Source organism: Dechloromonas hankyongensis (assembly GCF_022012295.1).
In the GTDB taxonomy this organism is placed as follows: Bacteria; Pseudomonadota; Gammaproteobacteria; order Burkholderiales; family Rhodocyclaceae; genus Azonexus; species Azonexus hankyongensis.
The window spans coordinates 1,357,760-1,373,755 of sequence record NZ_JAKLTN010000001.1; the positions used below are offsets into that span (position 1 = coordinate 1,357,760).

The following is a 15,996-nucleotide window of genomic DNA, read 5'->3' on the forward strand; positions in this document are numbered from 1 at the left end:
GATCATGTTTTTGATCTCTGTGATAAGATTTGAGGTTAAAACGCTATAACCGGGCGGGGTCGGGGGATATTTCGGCTACTGCTCATTGCTCGCAACTCAACTAAACGCAAGGAAAGCGCATGAAAATTCACGAATATCAGGGCAAGCAAATCCTGAAGAAATTCGGCGTTACGGTTCCGCGCGGGATTCACTGCACGACCGTCGATGACGCAGTCAAGGCAGCGGAAACCCTGGGCGGCAAGGTCTGGGTGGTCAAGGCCCAGATTCACGCCGGTGGCCGTGGCAAGGGTGGTGGCGTCAAGGTCGCAACCTCGCTCGAAAAAGTTCGCGAATACGCCAGCCAGATCCTCGGCATGCAGCTGATCACGCACCAGACCGGCCCGGAAGGCCAGAAGGTCCGTCACCTGCTGATCGAAGAAGGCGCCGACATCCAGCACGAATACTACGTCGCCGCACTGACCGACCGCGCCACGCAGTCCGTGGCCATGATGGCTTCCTACGAAGGCGGCATGGACATTGAAGAAGTTGCCCACAAGACCCCGGAAAAGATCGTCAAGGTTTTCATCAACCCGCTGGTCGGCCTGACCGACGAGCAGGCGCTGACCCTGGCCAAGGGCATGGGCATGAACGACGCTTCGGTTCCGCAGTGTGTCGATACGCTGAAGAAGCTGTACACCTGCTACATGGAAACCGACGCTTCGCTGGCCGAAATCAACCCGCTGATCCACGAAGCTGACGGCACCGTCAAGGCGCTCGACGCCAAGTTCAACTTCGATTCCAACGCCCTGTACCGTCAGGAAGAAATCGTCGCCATGCGCGACCTGGACGAAGAAGACGCCGACGAAATCGAAGCTTCCAAGTTCGACCTGGCCTACATCTCGCTCGACGGCAACATCGGCTGTCTGGTGAACGGTGCCGGTCTGGCCATGGCCACCATGGACACCATCAAGCTGTTCGGTGCCGAGCCGGCCAACTTCCTGGACGTCGGCGGCGGCGCCACGACCGAGAAGGTTACCGAAGCCTTCAAGATCATGCTCAAGAACCCGAAGGTCAAGGGCATTCTGGTCAACATCTTCGGCGGCATCATGCGCTGCGACACCATCGCCACCGGCGTCGTCGCCGCAGCCAAGGAAACCCATCTGTCCGTGCCGCTGGTCGTCCGCATGAAGGGCACCAACGAAGAGATCGGCAAGCAGATCCTGAAGGATTCCGGTCTGCCCATCATCTCTGCCGATTCCATGGCTGAAGCCGCCACCAAGATCGTCGAAGCGGTCAAGTAAGGAGCCCCGAATGTCCATTCTGATCAACAAGAACACCCGCATCATCACCCAGGGCATCACCGGCAAGACCGGCCAGTTCCACACCGAAAAGTGCCAGGAATACGCGAACGGCAAGGAGTGCTTCGTCGCTGGCGTGAACCCGAAGAAGGCTGGCGAAAAGATTTTCGACATCCCCATCTACGGTTCCGTCAAGGAAGCCGCCGCCGAAACCGGCGCCACCGTGTCCGTCATCTACGTGCCGCCCGCCGGTGCTGCCGCCGCCATCTGGGAAGCGGTTGAAGCCGACCTCGATCTGGCTATCTGTATCACCGAAGGCATCCCCGTCCGCGACATGCTGATGGTGCGCAACAAGATGAAGGAAAAGGAAGCCAAGGGCGGCAAGAAGACCCTGCTCCTCGGCCCGAACTGCCCAGGCCTAATCACCCCGGACGAAGTGAAGATCGGCATCATGCCGGGTCACATCCACCGCAAGGGTCGTATCGGCGTGGTTTCCCGTTCTGGTACGCTGACCTACGAAGCCGTCGGTCAGTTGACCGAACTGGGCCTCGGCCAGTCGTCCGCCGTCGGTATCGGTGGCGACCCGATCAACGGTCTGAAGCACATCGACGTCATGAAAATGTTCAACGACGATCCGGACACCGACGCCGTCATCATGATCGGCGAAATCGGCGGTCCCGATGAAGCCGAAGCCGCCCAGTGGTGCAAGGCCAACATGAAGAAGCCGATCGTCGGCTTCATCGCCGGTGTTACCGCCCCGGCCGGCAAGCGCATGGGCCACGCTGGCGCCCTGATCTCCGGCGGTGCCGATACCGCCGATGCCAAGCTCGCCATCATGGAAGAGTGCGGCTTCAAGGTCACGCGCAACCCGTCCGAAATGGCCAAGCTGCTGAAGGCCATGCTGTAAAATACGAGCCTAGCTCAACCCAGAAAGGCGGGCCTGGTGCCCGCCTTTTTATTTGTTCGATTTATGGAACTTGACCTTACTTCTGCTGCGTTCTGGATCGCCGTCGGCCAGATCATCCTGATCGATATCGTGCTCTCCGGCGACAACGCGGTCGTCATCGCGCTGGCCTGCCGAAATCTGGCGCCCGAACAGCGCCGGAAGGGAATTTTCTGGGGCGTCGCCGGTGCGGTCAGCCTGCGCGTTGTGCTCACCGTCTTTGCCGCACTGGTCATGAATCTGCCCTGGCTGAAATGCGTCGGCGGGCTGCTGCTGATATGGATCGCCATCAAACTGATGCTGCCCGAGGACGAGGAAGGGCACGATATCGAACCTTCCGCCCATCTGTGGGGCGCAGTGAAGACCATCGTCGTCGCCGATTTCGTGATGAGCCTGGACAACGTTATCGGCGTCGCCGGGGCAGCTCATGGCAATTTGCTCCTGCTGCTGTTCGGCCTGGCGGTGAGCATTCCGCTGATCGTCTGGTCTAGCCAGTTGATCATGCATTGGATGGAACGCTTTCCGGTCATCGTCCTGCTCGGGGCCGGCTTGCTCGGCTATGTCGCCGGCCAGATGATTTTCAGCGATCCGGGCGTGCGCGCCCTGTTGCCGTCCTTGCCGGAATGGACGGCGACGCTGGCTGGCGCGATTGGCGCCGTTCTCGTCGTTGGCGTCGGGCGCTGGCTGGAACAGCGAATTTTGGCCAAGCAGGATGTCACCATCGTTTAGAGGCGCAGACAAAATGCCCATGGCGTCGTTGAACCTCCTTGCCGCACAGTTTGTACTGTCTTCGTCGGTCCGCATAGCCAGGACCGCTTCGCTGCATTTTGTCAGCGCTTCTTAGGAGTCACGACCATGGCCCTCTATCTCTCGGAAGACGACGTCAAGCAACTGCTGACCATGGACATGGCGCTCGCCGGCGTCGAATCGGCACACCGCGACCTGGCGCTCGGGCAGGCCATCGATATCCACAGGGCACGCAGCCGCCTGCCGCAGACGGCGCTGCACATCCTGCAAGGCGCCTTGCCGGCGCAGGGCGTGCTCGGCTACAAGGCTTACACCAGCAATCGTTCGGGCAACCGCTTCCTGGTTCATCTCTTCGATGCGGCGAGTGGCGTACTGCGTGCCGTCATCGCGGCCGATTATCTCGGCATGATGCGGACGGGGGCGGCGAGCGGCGTCGCGGCGCGCCGGCTGGCCCGGCCCGATGCTGCGGTGGCCGGCGTGTTCGGTGCCGGTTGGCAGGCGGAGGGGCATGTGCGGGCGATCTGTACGGCGCTGCCCCTGAAACAGGTCAAGGTCTTCAGCCGCAAGGCGGAAAAATTGCAGGCTTTCTGCCAGCGCCTGAGCGCATTGACCGGTGTCGCCGTCGTGCCGGCCGCCAGTGCGGAAGATGCGGTGCGCGGCAGCGATCTGCTCGGTACCGTGACCTCCGCGGCGCAGCCCTTGTTCGATGCCGAATGGCTGGAGCCGGGCGTGCACATCAATGCGGCCGGATCGAATGCGCTGATCCGCCAGGAGTTGTCGGAAGCGGCGGTTCGCCGTTGCGACGTGATCGTGGTCGATGCGGTGCCGACGGCCCTGGCCGAAGCCGGCGACCTGCTGCCACTACTGGAGAAGGGGCGGCTGTATGAACGGCAGCTGGTCGAACTGGGCGATGTCATCGTTGGCCGCCGCGCCGGCCGTGAGTCGGCGCAGCAGATTACGTTGTTCGAGTCGCAGGGAATGGCCATCCAGGATCTGGCCGTGGCTTTGCGCGTGGTGCAGGCCGCTGAGGAGCGGGGAGTCGGTACGCTGCTGCCCTATTGATCGGGTTTGACCGGGGCCTTGCGACCGAAGAGAATGTAGTCATATGACAACGATAGCCACCGCAGGTGAAATCCGTGACGCAGCAAAGGCTGTCGCCATGCGGGAAGCACTGGCGCTTGGCTCGTGGCGAACCTGGTTCGCGAGGTCCGTGCGGTGATCCCGGAAAATGCGCTTGAAATAGCGCAGTGCACCGATCCGGGCGTTGTCCGCTCGCACAACGAGGACGCCATCTTTGCCGATTCCCGGCTCGGCCTGGCCATTCTGGCCGACGGGATGGGCGGCTACAACGCCGGCGAGGTCGCCAGCGGAATGGCGATCACCAGGCTGGCAGAGGATCTCGAACGGCTCATCGCTTCGTCGTCCCTAAAGGATCATGCGCTGGGTTGCGACGTGGCAACCGTCGAGCGCCACATCGTCAACGAGGTCGGGGCGGCCAATTTCGCCATATTCCATGCCTCCGAAAGCACTCCGCGCTATGCCGGCATGGGGACCACCCTGGTCCTGGCCTGGTTCTACGACAACCGGATGAGCGTCGCTCATATCGGCGATTCCCGCCTCTATCGTCTGCGCGGCGATGATCTGCAATTGCTCACCCGTGATCATTCTCTCTTACAGGAACAGATTGATAGTGGCATGATTAGTCCGGAACAGGCGCGATACTCGGATCACAAGAATCTGGTGACCCGGGCGCTTGGTGTCGATCCCATGGTCGATGTCGAGGTTCATGACTTCGATGTGGTGGCGGGCGATATCGTGCTGCTATGCTCGGATGGCTTGAATGACATGGTCGAGGACGAGGAGATCGCCCTCGCCTTGCGCACGCTGAGGGGAAACCTGCAATTGGCGGCAAACCATCTGGTACAGATGGCCAATGACAATGGCGGGCGCGATAATGTGTCGGTCATCCTGGTCAAGGTGCTGGCCGACTTTTCAGCACCCCGGGGTTGGTGGCAGCGATTGCAGCAGCTATTGAAGTGAGGCGAGGTAAAAGAGATGGCAAAACTGATCCTGTCGATGGATGGATTGGTCCTCAAGGAAATTCAGCTCAACAAGGAGCGGCTGAGTATCGGGCGCAAGCCGCATAACGACATCCAGATCGACAACCTGGCCATTTCCGGCGAGCACGCGGTGGTGGTCACCATCCTCGCCGACTCCTTTCTCGAAGACATGAACAGCACCAACGGCACCCTGGTCAATGGCCAGCCGATCAAGAAGCACTTTCTGCGCAACAACGACATCATCGAACTGGGCAAATACAAGCTCAAATACATGGCCGATTTGCAGGCCGGTGCCGCGGCGAGCGATTTTGAAAAGAATGCGGCGATTCGTTCCGGACAACTCAAAATGCCGACCGAATTGCAACTGGAATCGCCCGATCCCTTGGTTCGCTCGAGCGTCGGTGTCGTTTCCCAGCCCAAGCCACCGGCACCTTTGCCGGGCGCGGCCATTCAATTGCTGAATGGGCCGAATGCCGGCAAGGAACTGGAACTAACCAAGACCCTGACCACGCTGGGCAAGCCCGGCCTACAGGTCGCCGTCATCGCCCGGCGGCCGCATGGCTATTTCATCACCCACGTTGAAGGCCGACAGTTCCCGTCGGTCAATGGCCGCAGCCTCGACGCCCAGGCCCACCCATTGGGCGACCACGACGTGATCGAGATTGCCGGCATCAAGATGGAATTTTTCCTGAAGGCTTAAGGGCGCCCTGAATTCCGCCACTGTTTTTCGTTGATGCGAGTGTGACGTATTTCACGATGCTTGCTGGGCCGATCGGTAGCTGAGGGCTAGAATCCAGCTTTGAGTATGGTCACCGGGCTTCTCCGGCGGCCTAGCGACTGATCGGAACATTGCTGGCAAGACTGTGGTGCCCAAGGCATGAAACTACGCGTACTCGGCTGTAGTGGTGGTATCGGTGGCCGGCATCTGCGGACCACCTCCTTTCTTGTCGACCATGACATCCTGATCGATGCCGGAACCGGTGCCACCGAATTGTCGGTCGCCGAACTGCAGGCCATTAACCACATCTTCCTGACCCACGCCCACCTCGATCACGTGGTCGCCTTGCCCTTGATGATCGATACCGTCGCCAATCAACGTGACAAGCCCCTGCTGGTCTATGGTGCCCCGGATGTGCTCGACGCCTTGCAGCGGCACATTTTCAACTGGACCATCTGGCCGGATTTCTCGCAACTGCCTGATGCCGAGCGCCCATTCCTACGCTTTCAGCCGATCGAGGTCGGCGCCGAAATTCGCCTCGGCGAACGGCGGATAACGGCATTGCCGGTCGACCACACGGTGCCGGCAGTCGGCTATTGCCTCAATTCGGGCCAAGGAAGCCTGGTTTTTTCCGGCGATACGGGGCCCTGCGAGGCTTTCTGGCAGGCAGTCGCCCGAGTGCCGAATTTGCGCTACTTGCTGATCGAATGCGCCTTTTCGAATCGTGAATGCTCACTGGCCATGCTATCGAAACACATGTGTCCGCGCCTACTGGGCGACGAACTGCGCCGGCTCAATCGCCCCTGCGAGATATTCATAACGCATCTGAAGCCGGGGGAGGTTGAGCGGACGATGCTGGAGATCGAGAGCGGTCTGGGCGACTTTAATCTGGAAATGCTGCAGAACAACCAGTTGTTCGTGTTCTGAAACAAACACCTCAGGCCCTGACTCTTTGTTGTTCACCGAATCGGAGCTCTTTCGGGAAGATCTTTTCGGTGCTCTGTGAAGTGATTTTGCAGCTCGCAACAAATCCGTTACTAAAATGTCCTCCTTTGAAGGTTTCTGTAGCCGTTGGCGTACAACGCGATATTCCTGCCGTATCTCGTCAAGTTAAGGTGCCGAAAATTGTCATGTCGTACCGCCGGAAAAGGGGGGCGAGAGGAATTTTAGCTTTTCAATAGTGCGCCAATGCTTTGAATAATAACGAGTTTTTACATATGTGGTGTCTTGTGTCATTTGTGTTTGAAAAGCTGGCATGGAATCTGTATTAGATTAGCCAAGCGGTTCTTCCCGCCTTTTGCCTAAAAGGAGATTCAAATGAAGCGTGTTCAACAAGGTTTTACCCTGATCGAACTGATGATCGTTGTAGCTATCATCGGTATTTTGGCGGCAGTGGCACTTCCTGCTTACCAGGACTATACGAAAAAAGCGAAAATGTCTGAAATCGTATTGGCTGCCAGCGGCTGTCGCACTTCCGTAACTGACGTTTATCAGTCCGCATCGGGCTCGTCTTCTGCTCCGTCGGGAGGGAATTGGGGTTGTGAAAGCGCTTCGCAGACCAGCAAGTACGTGAAGCAAATTTCGACCAACGAAAACGGTGCGATTCGTGTTCAGATCAATGCTGGTATTGATCCCGGCCTTAACAATCAGTATGTTTACCTGATTCCGCAAGATAATAACGGTACAACTTTGACCACCTCATCTATTCCGGTGCAAGTTGGTCAGTGGCAGTGCGGTGCGACTGATAATACCGTCTTGAAATATCTGCCGGGCTCTTGCAAGACGTCAGTTTCTTCTGCCGGTACGTACGCTCCCTAATCTGGCATAAAATGAATTCATATAAAGGGTGTGCTATGCACACCCTTTTTTATTTATGACTAAAATACTTTGGTTGATCGCGGGTGCCTGTTGCATTATTTCATGGCTAGTCCCAAATCACTATTATCCATGGGGGTCTTATTACAACGAAATTGCTGCTGTTTTTGCATTGATTTTCGCGGCGTCGGCACAGTTTATTTCCAGGAAAAATAGTTTCGCCTGCATACCTGTATCTGTGTGGGTGTTATTTGCGTTATCGCTTTATCCTTGGTTTCAATATTGTTTTGGTGGAGTCGAATTCATCGGTGACTCTGCTGTAGCGTCGCTTTACATTGTTGGCGCAGCATTTTCTTATTATCTGGGTGATGCTTTCATAAAAAATAATATTGGAACGTTTGATTTATTTTGTCGTGTTTTGGTTTTCGGTGGATTGGTTTCTGGGCTAATTGCAATACAGCAGTGGCTTCAGATGGATCCGTTGGGTATTTGGACAATAGAAGCTATGGGAGGTGGGCGATCAATTGGAAATATTGGCCAGCCAAATAATTTGGCCACGCTATGTTTGCTGGGTATTTTGGCCACGGTTTGGTTGGTGGAAATCGGGCGTATATCGTCTTTTGTTGGGTGGCTTGCAGTCTCTATTCTTGGGTTGGCGGTAGCCACCTCGCGCTCCCGCACAGCTTTGCTGCAAATTCTGTTCGCAATTTTATTTGTTTGGCTTGTTTTGACTACAAAAAAGCTCAGGATAAAACAGTTCAGATTTTTAATCGCTTCATGTGGGTTATGTGTATTGCTGTGGTTTAGCTTGCCCAAGCTCAGCGAACTAATGTTTTTGTCGTCATCTGGAATGCTCAGGTCGGCCCAAGATCAAGGGCGTTTGAATATTTGGGCTTTGGCTTTGCATGCCATGCAAGAAATCCCTATGTCGGGATACGGTTGGCTGCAAATCGGTAAAATGCATGCACTCAATGCGGAGCGCTATGCAGAAACTCCATTTTTTGAGTATAGCCACAATTTCATATTAGATATGGTTCTTTGGAATGGGCCGGTTATCGGAGTGGTATTCTTAATCGGAATCGCAATCTGGTTTTATACGCGAATAAAAGCTAGACTGAATGCAGAAAGTGTAATCGTCATTGCAATGATAGGATTGGTAGGCGTCCATTCACTACTGGAATTCCCGCTTTATTACGCTTACTTTCTATTTCCAATTATGTTTATCGCAGGCATGGTTGAAGGTGAATATGCTCAGGAAGGCGGGAGGGGCGCGGAGTTGGTAATTTTTTCCTTTGCTGTGTTGGCGGTGAGTGGGTTCGGGTTGCTTCTTGTTGATTATGCTCGCGTTGAAAGCGAGTATAGGTACCTACGCATGATTAGTGCGGGTTTTGCTCCAAATGAGCGAGTAGATGAAATTCAGGATATTCGTCTCCTTACCCAGTGGAAAGGATTTTTTAAGTTTGGAAAATCAACAGCAACACCCAATATGTCTGCGGATGAGTTAAATGGCATGGAAAAAATTGCACATCGATTTCCATTTCCACCTGCACTATTTAGATATTCAATTGCGTTGCTATTAAATGATCAACCCGACAAGGCAGATATCGAATTGAAAAGGTTGCGTAATATGCATGGCCACGAGCGTTACCTTGAGGCGCTAGATGCTTTGGCTGTTATGCGGCCACAGTTTCCTCAAGTGGCTCGCTATTTGGATGGGGTGGGAGCTCGAAATAGGTAACTCAACGGTTCAATGTATGTGTTGTTTGAACCAAGGTTTGAGAATTTCTGGTAACTGTGCGATCGCTAAAGAATGACGACTGCGAATCCAGGCAGTCACCACTTCATGATTGTTATTCCCTGGGGTAATTGAAAGTATTTCTTCCGCTGTTACATAATCATTTATTTTTCCGAGAATATCCTGCAATCGAGTTAGGGTGACGAAGTAGTGGGTCTGTTTTTTTGATAGTGATTTGGCGAAACAAAACTCCAACGTATAACGTAATTTTTTGAATGCGATACGCATGTTGTGGCGTTCGCTCGGCGTCAGTTCGGCGTGGCGGATGGCCAATTTGCGTGCCTTGCGGGCGTGCCGGGCTATTTGCTGACGGGCAAAGTCGGCCAGCGGGATGGGAAGGGTTTGGCCGACTGTATAGACGGCGGCAGTGAATTCGAGCAGCAGGCGCGGGTATTCGTCTACGGCGAGCAGGGCGATTACCGCTTTGCGAGCGCTTTGAGCCTTTCGTTGTGCACTTTTACGCAGGCGCTTGATGTCCTTGTCGTTCGGAAAGGCGGTGACGATGGGGGGCAGGGTTTCTTCGAGGAAGACATCCCAGTTGCGCGCTTCGCCAAGCGCGCTGCCTAAGGTTTGCCAAGTCTGGCCATAAATGGTGACAAATTCCGAGGGGAGCACCGGAGCGAACAGTTTGATCGCCGAGCGCAGGCGGCGCAGGGCGACGCGGGCCTGGTGGACGAATTCGGGATCCTTGCTGGTGAGCAGGCCTTGCTCGTTTCGCTGGAAGTGTTCCAGGCAGTTCAGGGCGATGCAGCGGAAGGCTTCGACCGGGGTCTGGTCGGCATGGACGGCCGGCGGCTTGGCCTTGAACGGGTGCAACGGGGTGTCGAGGAACAGGTTGTAGCCGCGTTCGGCCTTGCTGGCGATGGCCGGGAGCAGGTGATGGTCGCCCTGCAACTGGCGGGTCAGCCAGAAGATGTCGTCGACCTTGCCGGAGATCAGTTCGAGTTCTATTTCACATAGGGGCAAACGCTTACCACGGCTCTCGATCCAGCCGCGGTCGATGGCCAGTTCGATCAGCGATTCGCCAAACGGGACATGCCAGATCTGGCGCTTGAAATCGGTGGTGAACACCGGCTCCAACTGATCGATACGCGCTTCAAGGAAGCTGCGGAACTCGGCATTGTCGACATGGCTGAAATCGAAAGTGCCCGGTGTGGCCTGGGTTTCCCATTCGCTGCGCATGGCCAGGCCGCCGCTGGCGGGCTCGGCGGACTTGACGGTACACAGCCATTGCCAGCCTTTCTTGCGGAAACGGACGGCGACGCGGCGTTTGTGCAGTTCGAGCTTGGGTGTGTCGAAGTAGGTGTTGAGCAGGTGTTGGCGTTGGGCCGGAATGTTGGCGAGCAGCGGGTGCTTGGCGAGTTGCCGGGCTGCCTTCGGGCTCAACTGCAGCTTGAGTTCGATTTCGGTGCTCATCGCTCAGCTCCGCGGTACCGCCGGGCCGGTGGCGCCGTCGAAGCCCAGTTCGGGCAGGGTGGCGAGTTCGGCCTGCGTCTGGACGCCTTCGGCGATGACGGTCAGGCCGATGTTGTGGGCGATGCTGCACAAGCCCTTCAGGAAAGCCTGGTTGCCGCTTTGGCTGTCGATGGCGCGGATGAAGCTGCCGTCTACCTTCAGGTAATCCAGCCCCATGCCGTGCAGGCGGCCGATTTCGCTGAACTGGCGGCCGAAGTGCTCGATGCCGAGGCGGCAGCCGAGCGGTCGCAGCGCGTCGCAGAAGGCCTGGAAGGCCGGGAAATGCTGGAAGACGCCGACCTCGGAAATTTCCAGCCACAGGCGGGGGGCTAGCTCCTTGCGGCTGCCGATCAGGGCCAACAGGCGGGCACGGAAGGCGGCGTCGATGATCGACTCGCCGGACAGATTGACTGCCACGGCGGAAGCGCCGGCGGCGATGCGTTCGAGGGCGAGGCGGGCGGCGGCGAGGTCAAGCTCGGCGGTCATCGCCAGGCGTGAGGCCATCGGCATGAAGCTGCCGGCGGCCAGCCATTCGCCATCTTCGGCGGCCTGCAGGCGGAGCGGGCATTCGAGATGCAGCAGCTGGCCGCCGCTGCCGGCGACCGGGAATTCGATCAGGCGCAGGCGTTGCGAACGGATGGCGCCATCGAGCAGTTTCTTCCAGTCCGCGTTCGAGCTGGCCTGCTGGTCGCTCTGGTTGTCGGCCTGCTGCCAGGCCAGACCGCTCTGATTTTCGGCCGCAGCCAGCGCGGTATCCAGGCGCGACAGCAAATGGCCGACCGCGTGGCCGTGCAAATAAGTGCTGGAAGCGATGTGGCCGATGCGCTCGCTGTCGATCAGGCCGGCCGCGACGAGGTCGTTGAGCAGGCGGAGCAGTTTTTCGGCGAACCGAGCGGCGTCCGGTACACCGGGAAGGAGCAGGGCGAAATCGGCACCGTTGAGGCGGGCTGCCGCGGCGTTCGGATTTTCGCCAACGATGCCGACCAGGGCTTGGCCGACGCGACGCAACAGTTCGTCCGCCATCTCGCGGCCGGCGCGCCGGTTGATGCCGGCCAGGTCGGCCAGGCGGAGCAGGAGCAGGGTGCCGTGTGGTGCCGCATCGTCGTCGCTGAGGGCGGAGGCGAGCTGGTTCATGAAGAAGGCACGGTTGGCGAGGCCGGTCAGCGCGTCGAGGTTGGCTTCGCGGCGCACCTGTTCGAGGCGGGCGGCTTCTTCTGCAAACATCGCCTGCAGGCGGTCGACCATGGCGTTCATGGCGCCGGCCACGCTTTTCAGTTCCGGGGTTGTCGGCTCGGCGATGCTGATGAAGCGCCGTTCGCTGATCGCCTGCGCCTGGCCGACGACGGCGTCGAGCGGCCGCTTGATCCGGCGCAGCAGCTGCATGCCGAGCAGGCCCATCAGGCCGCCGGCGACGGTGAACCAGCCGAGCAGCTTGAAGGCGCCGCTCCACAACTCCTGGTAGGCAAAGTGGCTGTGACTGACCAGTTCGATGGTGGCGAACTGGTTCCAGCCGTTGTTGATCTGCGCGTGGCCGGGCGCCGATGGGATGGGGAAGAGATGGACGAACCAGTCCGGGACGTTGCCGGCGAGTGGCGGGCTGGTCTTTTCGATCATGGTCTTGCCATCCGGGTCGGTCAGGCGGACGACGGCGTACTGGCCGCTGTCGGCGAGGGCGGCGACTTGCAGTTCGATGGTCACCGGGTCCTTGTCGAGTTGCGAGATGGCCAGGGCGAGCGATGCGGCGTTGTCGTTGTTCTTGATCGCCAGTTGCTGTTCCAGGTAGTGGCGCGCCGTCAGCATGCTGGCCAGGAAGCTGCCGGCAAAGGCGATGACGGTGCTGGCGATGACCGCCAGCCAGATTTGTCGGAAAAGGGACATGTTCGATTACCTCACTGGAAGCCTTCGGCGCGCGCCCGGGCCAGCAGGTCCTGCCAGCGGGACAGGTTGCTCTTGCTCGATGTATTGCCGGTGCCCATCCACAGGCCGGCGCCGTTGAAACTGAAAATTGGCAGGAGGTCGTTCCGCTTCGAGGCGGGGACGAGATTGCCGTTCAAATTGTCGAGAATGATCGGGTCGGCAGTCGGTGTCGGGTAGTAGGCGAGCACCATGTGGGCGACCTGTAGGGTCGTGCCCTGGTTGCTCTGCACGGCCTTGACATAGACCAGGCGCAGCTTGTTGACCGGGATGCCCAGTTCGAGCAGCGAGTAGTACTTGGCGATCGAGTAATCTTCGCAATCGCCGCGGCCCTGGCCGATCACTTCGATGGGCGTTGCCCAATAGTCGCTCTGGCCCCAGATCGACATGTCATCGTCGAAGGCGATGTGCTGGTTGAAGAAGTCGTTGACCCGTTTGAGCTTGTCGTTGTCCGACATCCCTTTGCCGCTACCGACAAGCTGCTGCCATTCGCGCAGCAGCGACACCTGGTTTTGCCCGAAGCGGCTGGTCAGCAGTTGCTGCAGTCTTTCGAAATCCCAGCCCAGTGCGGCCGGCAGGCCATTCAGCCACAGGCTGACGATGACAGCGGCGGCGATCAGTTGGCGGAAAACGAGGGGGCGGTTAGGCAATGGCGGACGTCGGAGCGTGGCGTATCACGGGATTGGACACAACAGCGGGGCACGGGCGGTACGACAAATGCGCCGGAATTATCCCTCATGGCCGGGAAAAAAGGGGGCCTCGCCCTGTGCGGGGCAGGAAGCCGGATTCCGACGCCTGCCTAGGTGCTGCTGGCGACCTCGGCGACGAAGACGTAGCCCTGCGAGCGCAAGGTCCTGATGAAACTGCTGCCGTCCGCCTGTTGGCCGAGGGCACGGCGGATCTGGCTGACGTGTACGTCGATGATCCGGTCGTAGGGCATGTATTCGCGATTGAGGACACGCGACAGGTGTTCGCGCGACAGCGGCTCGAAGGGGTGTTCGAGGAAGGCGAGCAGCAACGCGTAACCGGGGCCGCCGAGCGTGGGTGAGGCATTGTCGGGGCGCGTCAGTTGGCGGGTTGCCGTGTCCAGGGTCCATTCGCCGAAGTGCAGTCGGCGCGGTTCGCTGCGGGGCGTTGGGGCACTGCGCCGGGTGCGCCGCAGCAACCCGCGGACGCGGGCGAGCAATTCACGCATGGTGCATGACTTGGGCAGGAAGTCGTCGGCGCCGAGTTCGATGCCGGTGATGCGCTGGCTTTCGTCGGAACCGGTGGCGTGGATGAGGACGGGCAGGTCGGAGGTCTGCCGCAACTGGCGCAGCAAGTCGAGGCCGTCGCCATCGGGCAGGCTGAGGTCGAGGATGATGATGTCCGGCGCGTGATCCAGTTGCTGCCACACGGCGGCACCGGGCGCGGCGTGGATGCTGTCGATGCCGGCGGCGGCCAGCGCCGAACTCAGCAGGTGGCGTGAGTCGGAATCACCGTCAACGATAAGCGCGGTCTGGCGCATGGTTTGTTGTTATGTCGCCCGGAAAACGCCGATTGTAATCGAATGCCGGCCCGGTGATGCAAATGGAATTTTTGGGTGGCGTGCTGGAGAAAAGCCAGGACAAGCCGCCGGCCGGTGCCTCTGCCGGCTTGTGGCAGAATCGGGGAAAATGTCGGCAGGTTTGTCGCCTGTCGATGCCTACAAGGGGGAAAACATGGGTTGGCCGATCACGATACGGAAATTGCTGGGGGGACTGGCGGTGGCGGCGCTGGCACTGACCGCAAGTGCTCAGGAGGCGCGCCCGCTGATCAAGGGGCAGACGCTCTACCTGCCCATCTACTCGCACATGCTGTACGGCAACCTGGGCAAGAGCGGCAAGGCTTCCTACGTTCTGCTCTCGGCCCTGGTCAGCGTCCGCAATACCGATGCCAAGCGCCCCCTGCGTGTCCTGTCGGCCAGGTATTTCGACACCAACGGCAAGCTGCTGGCCGAGCGCGTGCCGACGCCGATGCTGATTCCGCCGCTGGGCACGCTGGAATTGTTCGTCGAACTGAACGATGCATCCGGCGGCTCGGGCGCCAACTTCATCATCAAGTGGGATGCCGAGCAGCCGATCAATCCGCCTTTGGTCGAGTCGCTCCATGCCAACATGGACGGCGGCAAGGCGGTGATCTTCACGACCCAATCGATACCGCTGGCTGAATGAGCAATAACGGCGGCATGGGGCCGATCAATACGCTGCAGACCGGCTACATCCTCCGGCTGCTTTATTTCGCCATCGGCGCGCTGGTCTTCGTGCACATGTTCGGCACCATCGGCTACATGGTGCTCACCGAGCACAAGTACTCGTGGTTCGACTGCTTCTACATGACCTTCATCACCGTGGCCACCATCGGCTTCGGCGAAATCATCGACATGTCGAGCAACGAGCCGGCACGCATGCTGACCGTCGTCATCGGCATCCTCGGCGCCGGCAACCTGTCGCTGCTTTTTTCGGTCGTGACTGTTGCCCTGCTCGAAACCGACCTCAATGGAACCCTGCGGAGAAGACGCATGGAAAAACTGATCAAGAAACTCAAAGGCCATTACCTGCTGTGCGGCTACGGCCGGGTCGGGCGCAACATCGCGCACGAACTGGAGGCGACCAACCGTCACTTCGTCGGCATCGACGAGGAACTGCATCTGCTTGCCGACTATAAGGAAAAGAATCCCGGCTTCCTGTACCTGCACGGCGATGCCAGCGACGACGACGTGTTGCTCGCCGCCGGCCTGGGGGATGCCAAAGGACTGTTCGCGGTCACCGGCGACGATTCGCGTAACCTGATGATCGTCCTGACCGCCAAGCAACTGAAGCCCGAGCTGCGTGTCGTGGCGCGCTGCACCGAGACGCGCAATATCGAAAAGATGCGCAAGGCGGGGGCGGATGCCATCGTTTCGCCGGATTTCACCGGCGGCATGCGCATCGCCTCGGCGATGATCCGGCCGCATGTGGTGTCCTTTCTCGACGAGATGCTGAAGTCGGAGAAAAACCTGCGCGTCGAGGAAGTGGCGGTGCCGGCCGGCTTCATTCCCAAGCCGCTCGGTTCGCTGAAACTGCGCAGCGCCCATTACGTGCTGCTCGCCGTGCGCGAGCGCAACGGCGACTGGCAGTTCAATCCGGACAAGGATTTCCTGCTCAAGCCGGGGTTTACCGTGATCGCCATGGCCAGCCCGGTCGGGCGGACAGAAATCGAGACCCTGCTCATCGACACGGCGTCCTGAATCTGGCTCGGGGATTTTTCGGCCG

General features: G+C 58.8%; 15 protein-coding genes. 11 read left to right on the forward strand and 4 right to left on the reverse strand.

Going from position 1 to position 15,996, the window contains the following annotated elements:
* Positions 1–119: 119 nt before the first annotated feature.
* The 9 genes from sucC to LZ012_RS06530 all read left to right on the forward strand — a co-directional run bounded on the left by sucC (position 120) and on the right by LZ012_RS06530 (position 9,298).
* Positions 120–1,280, forward strand: a complete 1,161-nt coding sequence (gene sucC, locus LZ012_RS06490; RefSeq protein WP_275708805.1) for an ADP-forming succinate--CoA ligase subunit beta — start codon at positions 120–122, stop codon at positions 1,278–1,280.
* 10 nt (positions 1,281–1,290) lie between these two features.
* A complete protein-coding gene (gene sucD / locus LZ012_RS06495) occupies positions 1,291–2,184 on the forward strand; it encodes a succinate--CoA ligase subunit alpha (protein WP_027457755.1) in 894 nt (297 codons plus the stop codon).
* A gap of 63 nt (positions 2,185–2,247) precedes the next feature.
* Complete coding sequence (locus LZ012_RS06500) at positions 2,248–2,949, forward strand: TerC family protein (protein ID WP_275708807.1); 702 nt, start codon at positions 2,248–2,250, stop codon at positions 2,947–2,949.
* Between the two features lie 126 nt (positions 2,950–3,075).
* Positions 3,076–4,029: an ornithine cyclodeaminase family protein gene (locus tag LZ012_RS06505; protein WP_275708810.1), complete on the forward strand. Its 954-nt coding sequence runs from the start codon at positions 3,076–3,078 to the stop codon at positions 4,027–4,029.
* Positions 4,030–4,152: 123 nt separating this feature from the next.
* Positions 4,153–5,007, forward strand: coding sequence for a Stp1/IreP family PP2C-type Ser/Thr phosphatase (locus LZ012_RS06510; protein ID WP_275708812.1), 855 nt, complete (start codon positions 4,153–4,155; stop codon positions 5,005–5,007).
* A 15-nt stretch (positions 5,008–5,022) separates the two neighbouring features.
* On the forward strand, positions 5,023–5,727 hold the full coding sequence (locus tag LZ012_RS06515) for an FHA domain-containing protein (protein WP_275708814.1): 705 nt from the start codon (positions 5,023–5,025) through the stop codon (positions 5,725–5,727).
* A 177-nt stretch (positions 5,728–5,904) separates the two neighbouring features.
* Complete coding sequence (locus tag LZ012_RS06520) at positions 5,905–6,672, forward strand: 3',5'-cyclic-nucleotide phosphodiesterase (RefSeq protein ID WP_275708816.1); 768 nt, start codon at positions 5,905–5,907, stop codon at positions 6,670–6,672.
* A 390-nt stretch (positions 6,673–7,062) separates the two neighbouring features.
* Positions 7,063–7,563 (forward strand): pilin, encoded by a 501-nt coding sequence (locus LZ012_RS06525; RefSeq protein WP_275708818.1) that lies wholly within the window; start codon positions 7,063–7,065, stop codon positions 7,561–7,563.
* Positions 7,564–7,618: 55 nt separating this feature from the next.
* Complete coding sequence (locus LZ012_RS06530) at positions 7,619–9,298, forward strand: PglL family O-oligosaccharyltransferase (RefSeq protein ID WP_275708820.1); 1,680 nt, start codon at positions 7,619–7,621, stop codon at positions 9,296–9,298.
* A gap of 9 nt (positions 9,299–9,307) precedes the next feature.
* Here LZ012_RS06530 and LZ012_RS06535 read toward each other — a convergent pair whose 3' ends face one another.
* The 4 genes from LZ012_RS06535 to LZ012_RS06550 form a co-directional block, all read right to left on the reverse strand.
* Positions 9,308–10,771, reverse strand: a complete 1,464-nt coding sequence (locus LZ012_RS06535) for a CYTH and CHAD domain-containing protein (protein ID WP_275708823.1) — start codon at positions 10,769–10,771, stop codon at positions 9,308–9,310.
* Between the two features lie 3 nt (positions 10,772–10,774).
* The gene (locus tag LZ012_RS06540) at positions 10,775–12,688 is read right to left on the reverse strand and encodes a bifunctional diguanylate cyclase/phosphodiesterase (protein ID WP_275708825.1); all 1,914 of its coding nucleotides are present in this window, start codon (positions 12,686–12,688) and stop codon (positions 10,775–10,777) included.
* Between the two features lie 11 nt (positions 12,689–12,699).
* Positions 12,700–13,374, reverse strand: a complete 675-nt coding sequence (locus tag LZ012_RS06545) for a transglutaminase-like cysteine peptidase (RefSeq protein ID WP_275708827.1) — start codon at positions 13,372–13,374, stop codon at positions 12,700–12,702.
* Between the two features lie 149 nt (positions 13,375–13,523).
* Positions 13,524–14,231: a response regulator gene (locus LZ012_RS06550; RefSeq protein WP_275708829.1), complete on the reverse strand. Its 708-nt coding sequence runs from the start codon at positions 14,229–14,231 to the stop codon at positions 13,524–13,526.
* Positions 14,232–14,379: 148 nt separating this feature from the next.
* On the opposite strand from LZ012_RS06550, the gene LZ012_RS06555 reads away from it, so the two are divergent.
* Together LZ012_RS06555 and LZ012_RS06560 are read left to right on the forward strand one after the other, a co-directional pair.
* A complete protein-coding gene (locus LZ012_RS06555) occupies positions 14,380–14,916 on the forward strand; it encodes a DUF3124 domain-containing protein (protein WP_275708831.1) in 537 nt (178 codons plus the stop codon).
* On the forward strand, positions 14,913–15,971 hold the full coding sequence (locus tag LZ012_RS06560; protein ID WP_275708833.1) for a potassium channel family protein: 1,059 nt from the start codon (positions 14,913–14,915) through the stop codon (positions 15,969–15,971). Before LZ012_RS06555 ends, LZ012_RS06560 begins: the two co-directional genes overlap by 4 nt.
* The last annotated feature ends 25 nt before the right edge of the window (positions 15,972–15,996 follow it).

Excerpts from the sequence above, each read along its gene's own strand:
- LZ012_RS06525 (WP_275708818.1), top strand. The coding sequence starts at position 7,063 with ATGAAGCGTGTTCAACAAGGTTTTACCCTGATCGAACTGATGATCGTT.
- LZ012_RS06540 (WP_275708825.1), bottom strand. The coding sequence starts at position 12,688 with ATGTCCCTTTTCCGACAAATCTGGCTGGCGGTCATCGCCAGCACCGTC.
- LZ012_RS06500 (WP_275708807.1), top strand. The coding sequence starts at position 2,248 with ATGGAACTTGACCTTACTTCTGCTGCGTTCTGGATCGCCGTCGGCCAG.
- LZ012_RS06535 (WP_275708823.1), bottom strand. The coding sequence starts at position 10,771 with ATGAGCACCGAAATCGAACTCAAGCTGCAGTTGAGCCCGAAGGCAGCC.
- LZ012_RS06560 (WP_275708833.1), top strand. The coding sequence starts at position 14,913 with ATGAGCAATAACGGCGGCATGGGGCCGATCAATACGCTGCAGACCGGC.
- LZ012_RS06555 (WP_275708831.1), top strand. The coding sequence starts at position 14,380 with ATGTCGGCAGGTTTGTCGCCTGTCGATGCCTACAAGGGGGAAAACATG.
- sucC (WP_275708805.1), top strand. The coding sequence starts at position 120 with ATGAAAATTCACGAATATCAGGGCAAGCAAATCCTGAAGAAATTCGGC.
- sucD (WP_027457755.1), top strand. The coding sequence starts at position 1,291 with ATGTCCATTCTGATCAACAAGAACACCCGCATCATCACCCAGGGCATC.
- LZ012_RS06515 (WP_275708814.1), top strand. The coding sequence starts at position 5,023 with ATGGCAAAACTGATCCTGTCGATGGATGGATTGGTCCTCAAGGAAATT.
- LZ012_RS06505 (WP_275708810.1), top strand. The coding sequence starts at position 3,076 with ATGGCCCTCTATCTCTCGGAAGACGACGTCAAGCAACTGCTGACCATG.
- LZ012_RS06520 (WP_275708816.1), top strand. The coding sequence starts at position 5,905 with ATGAAACTACGCGTACTCGGCTGTAGTGGTGGTATCGGTGGCCGGCAT.
- LZ012_RS06550 (WP_275708829.1), bottom strand. The coding sequence starts at position 14,231 with ATGCGCCAGACCGCGCTTATCGTTGACGGTGATTCCGACTCACGCCAC.
- LZ012_RS06530 (WP_275708820.1), top strand. The coding sequence starts at position 7,619 with ATGACTAAAATACTTTGGTTGATCGCGGGTGCCTGTTGCATTATTTCA.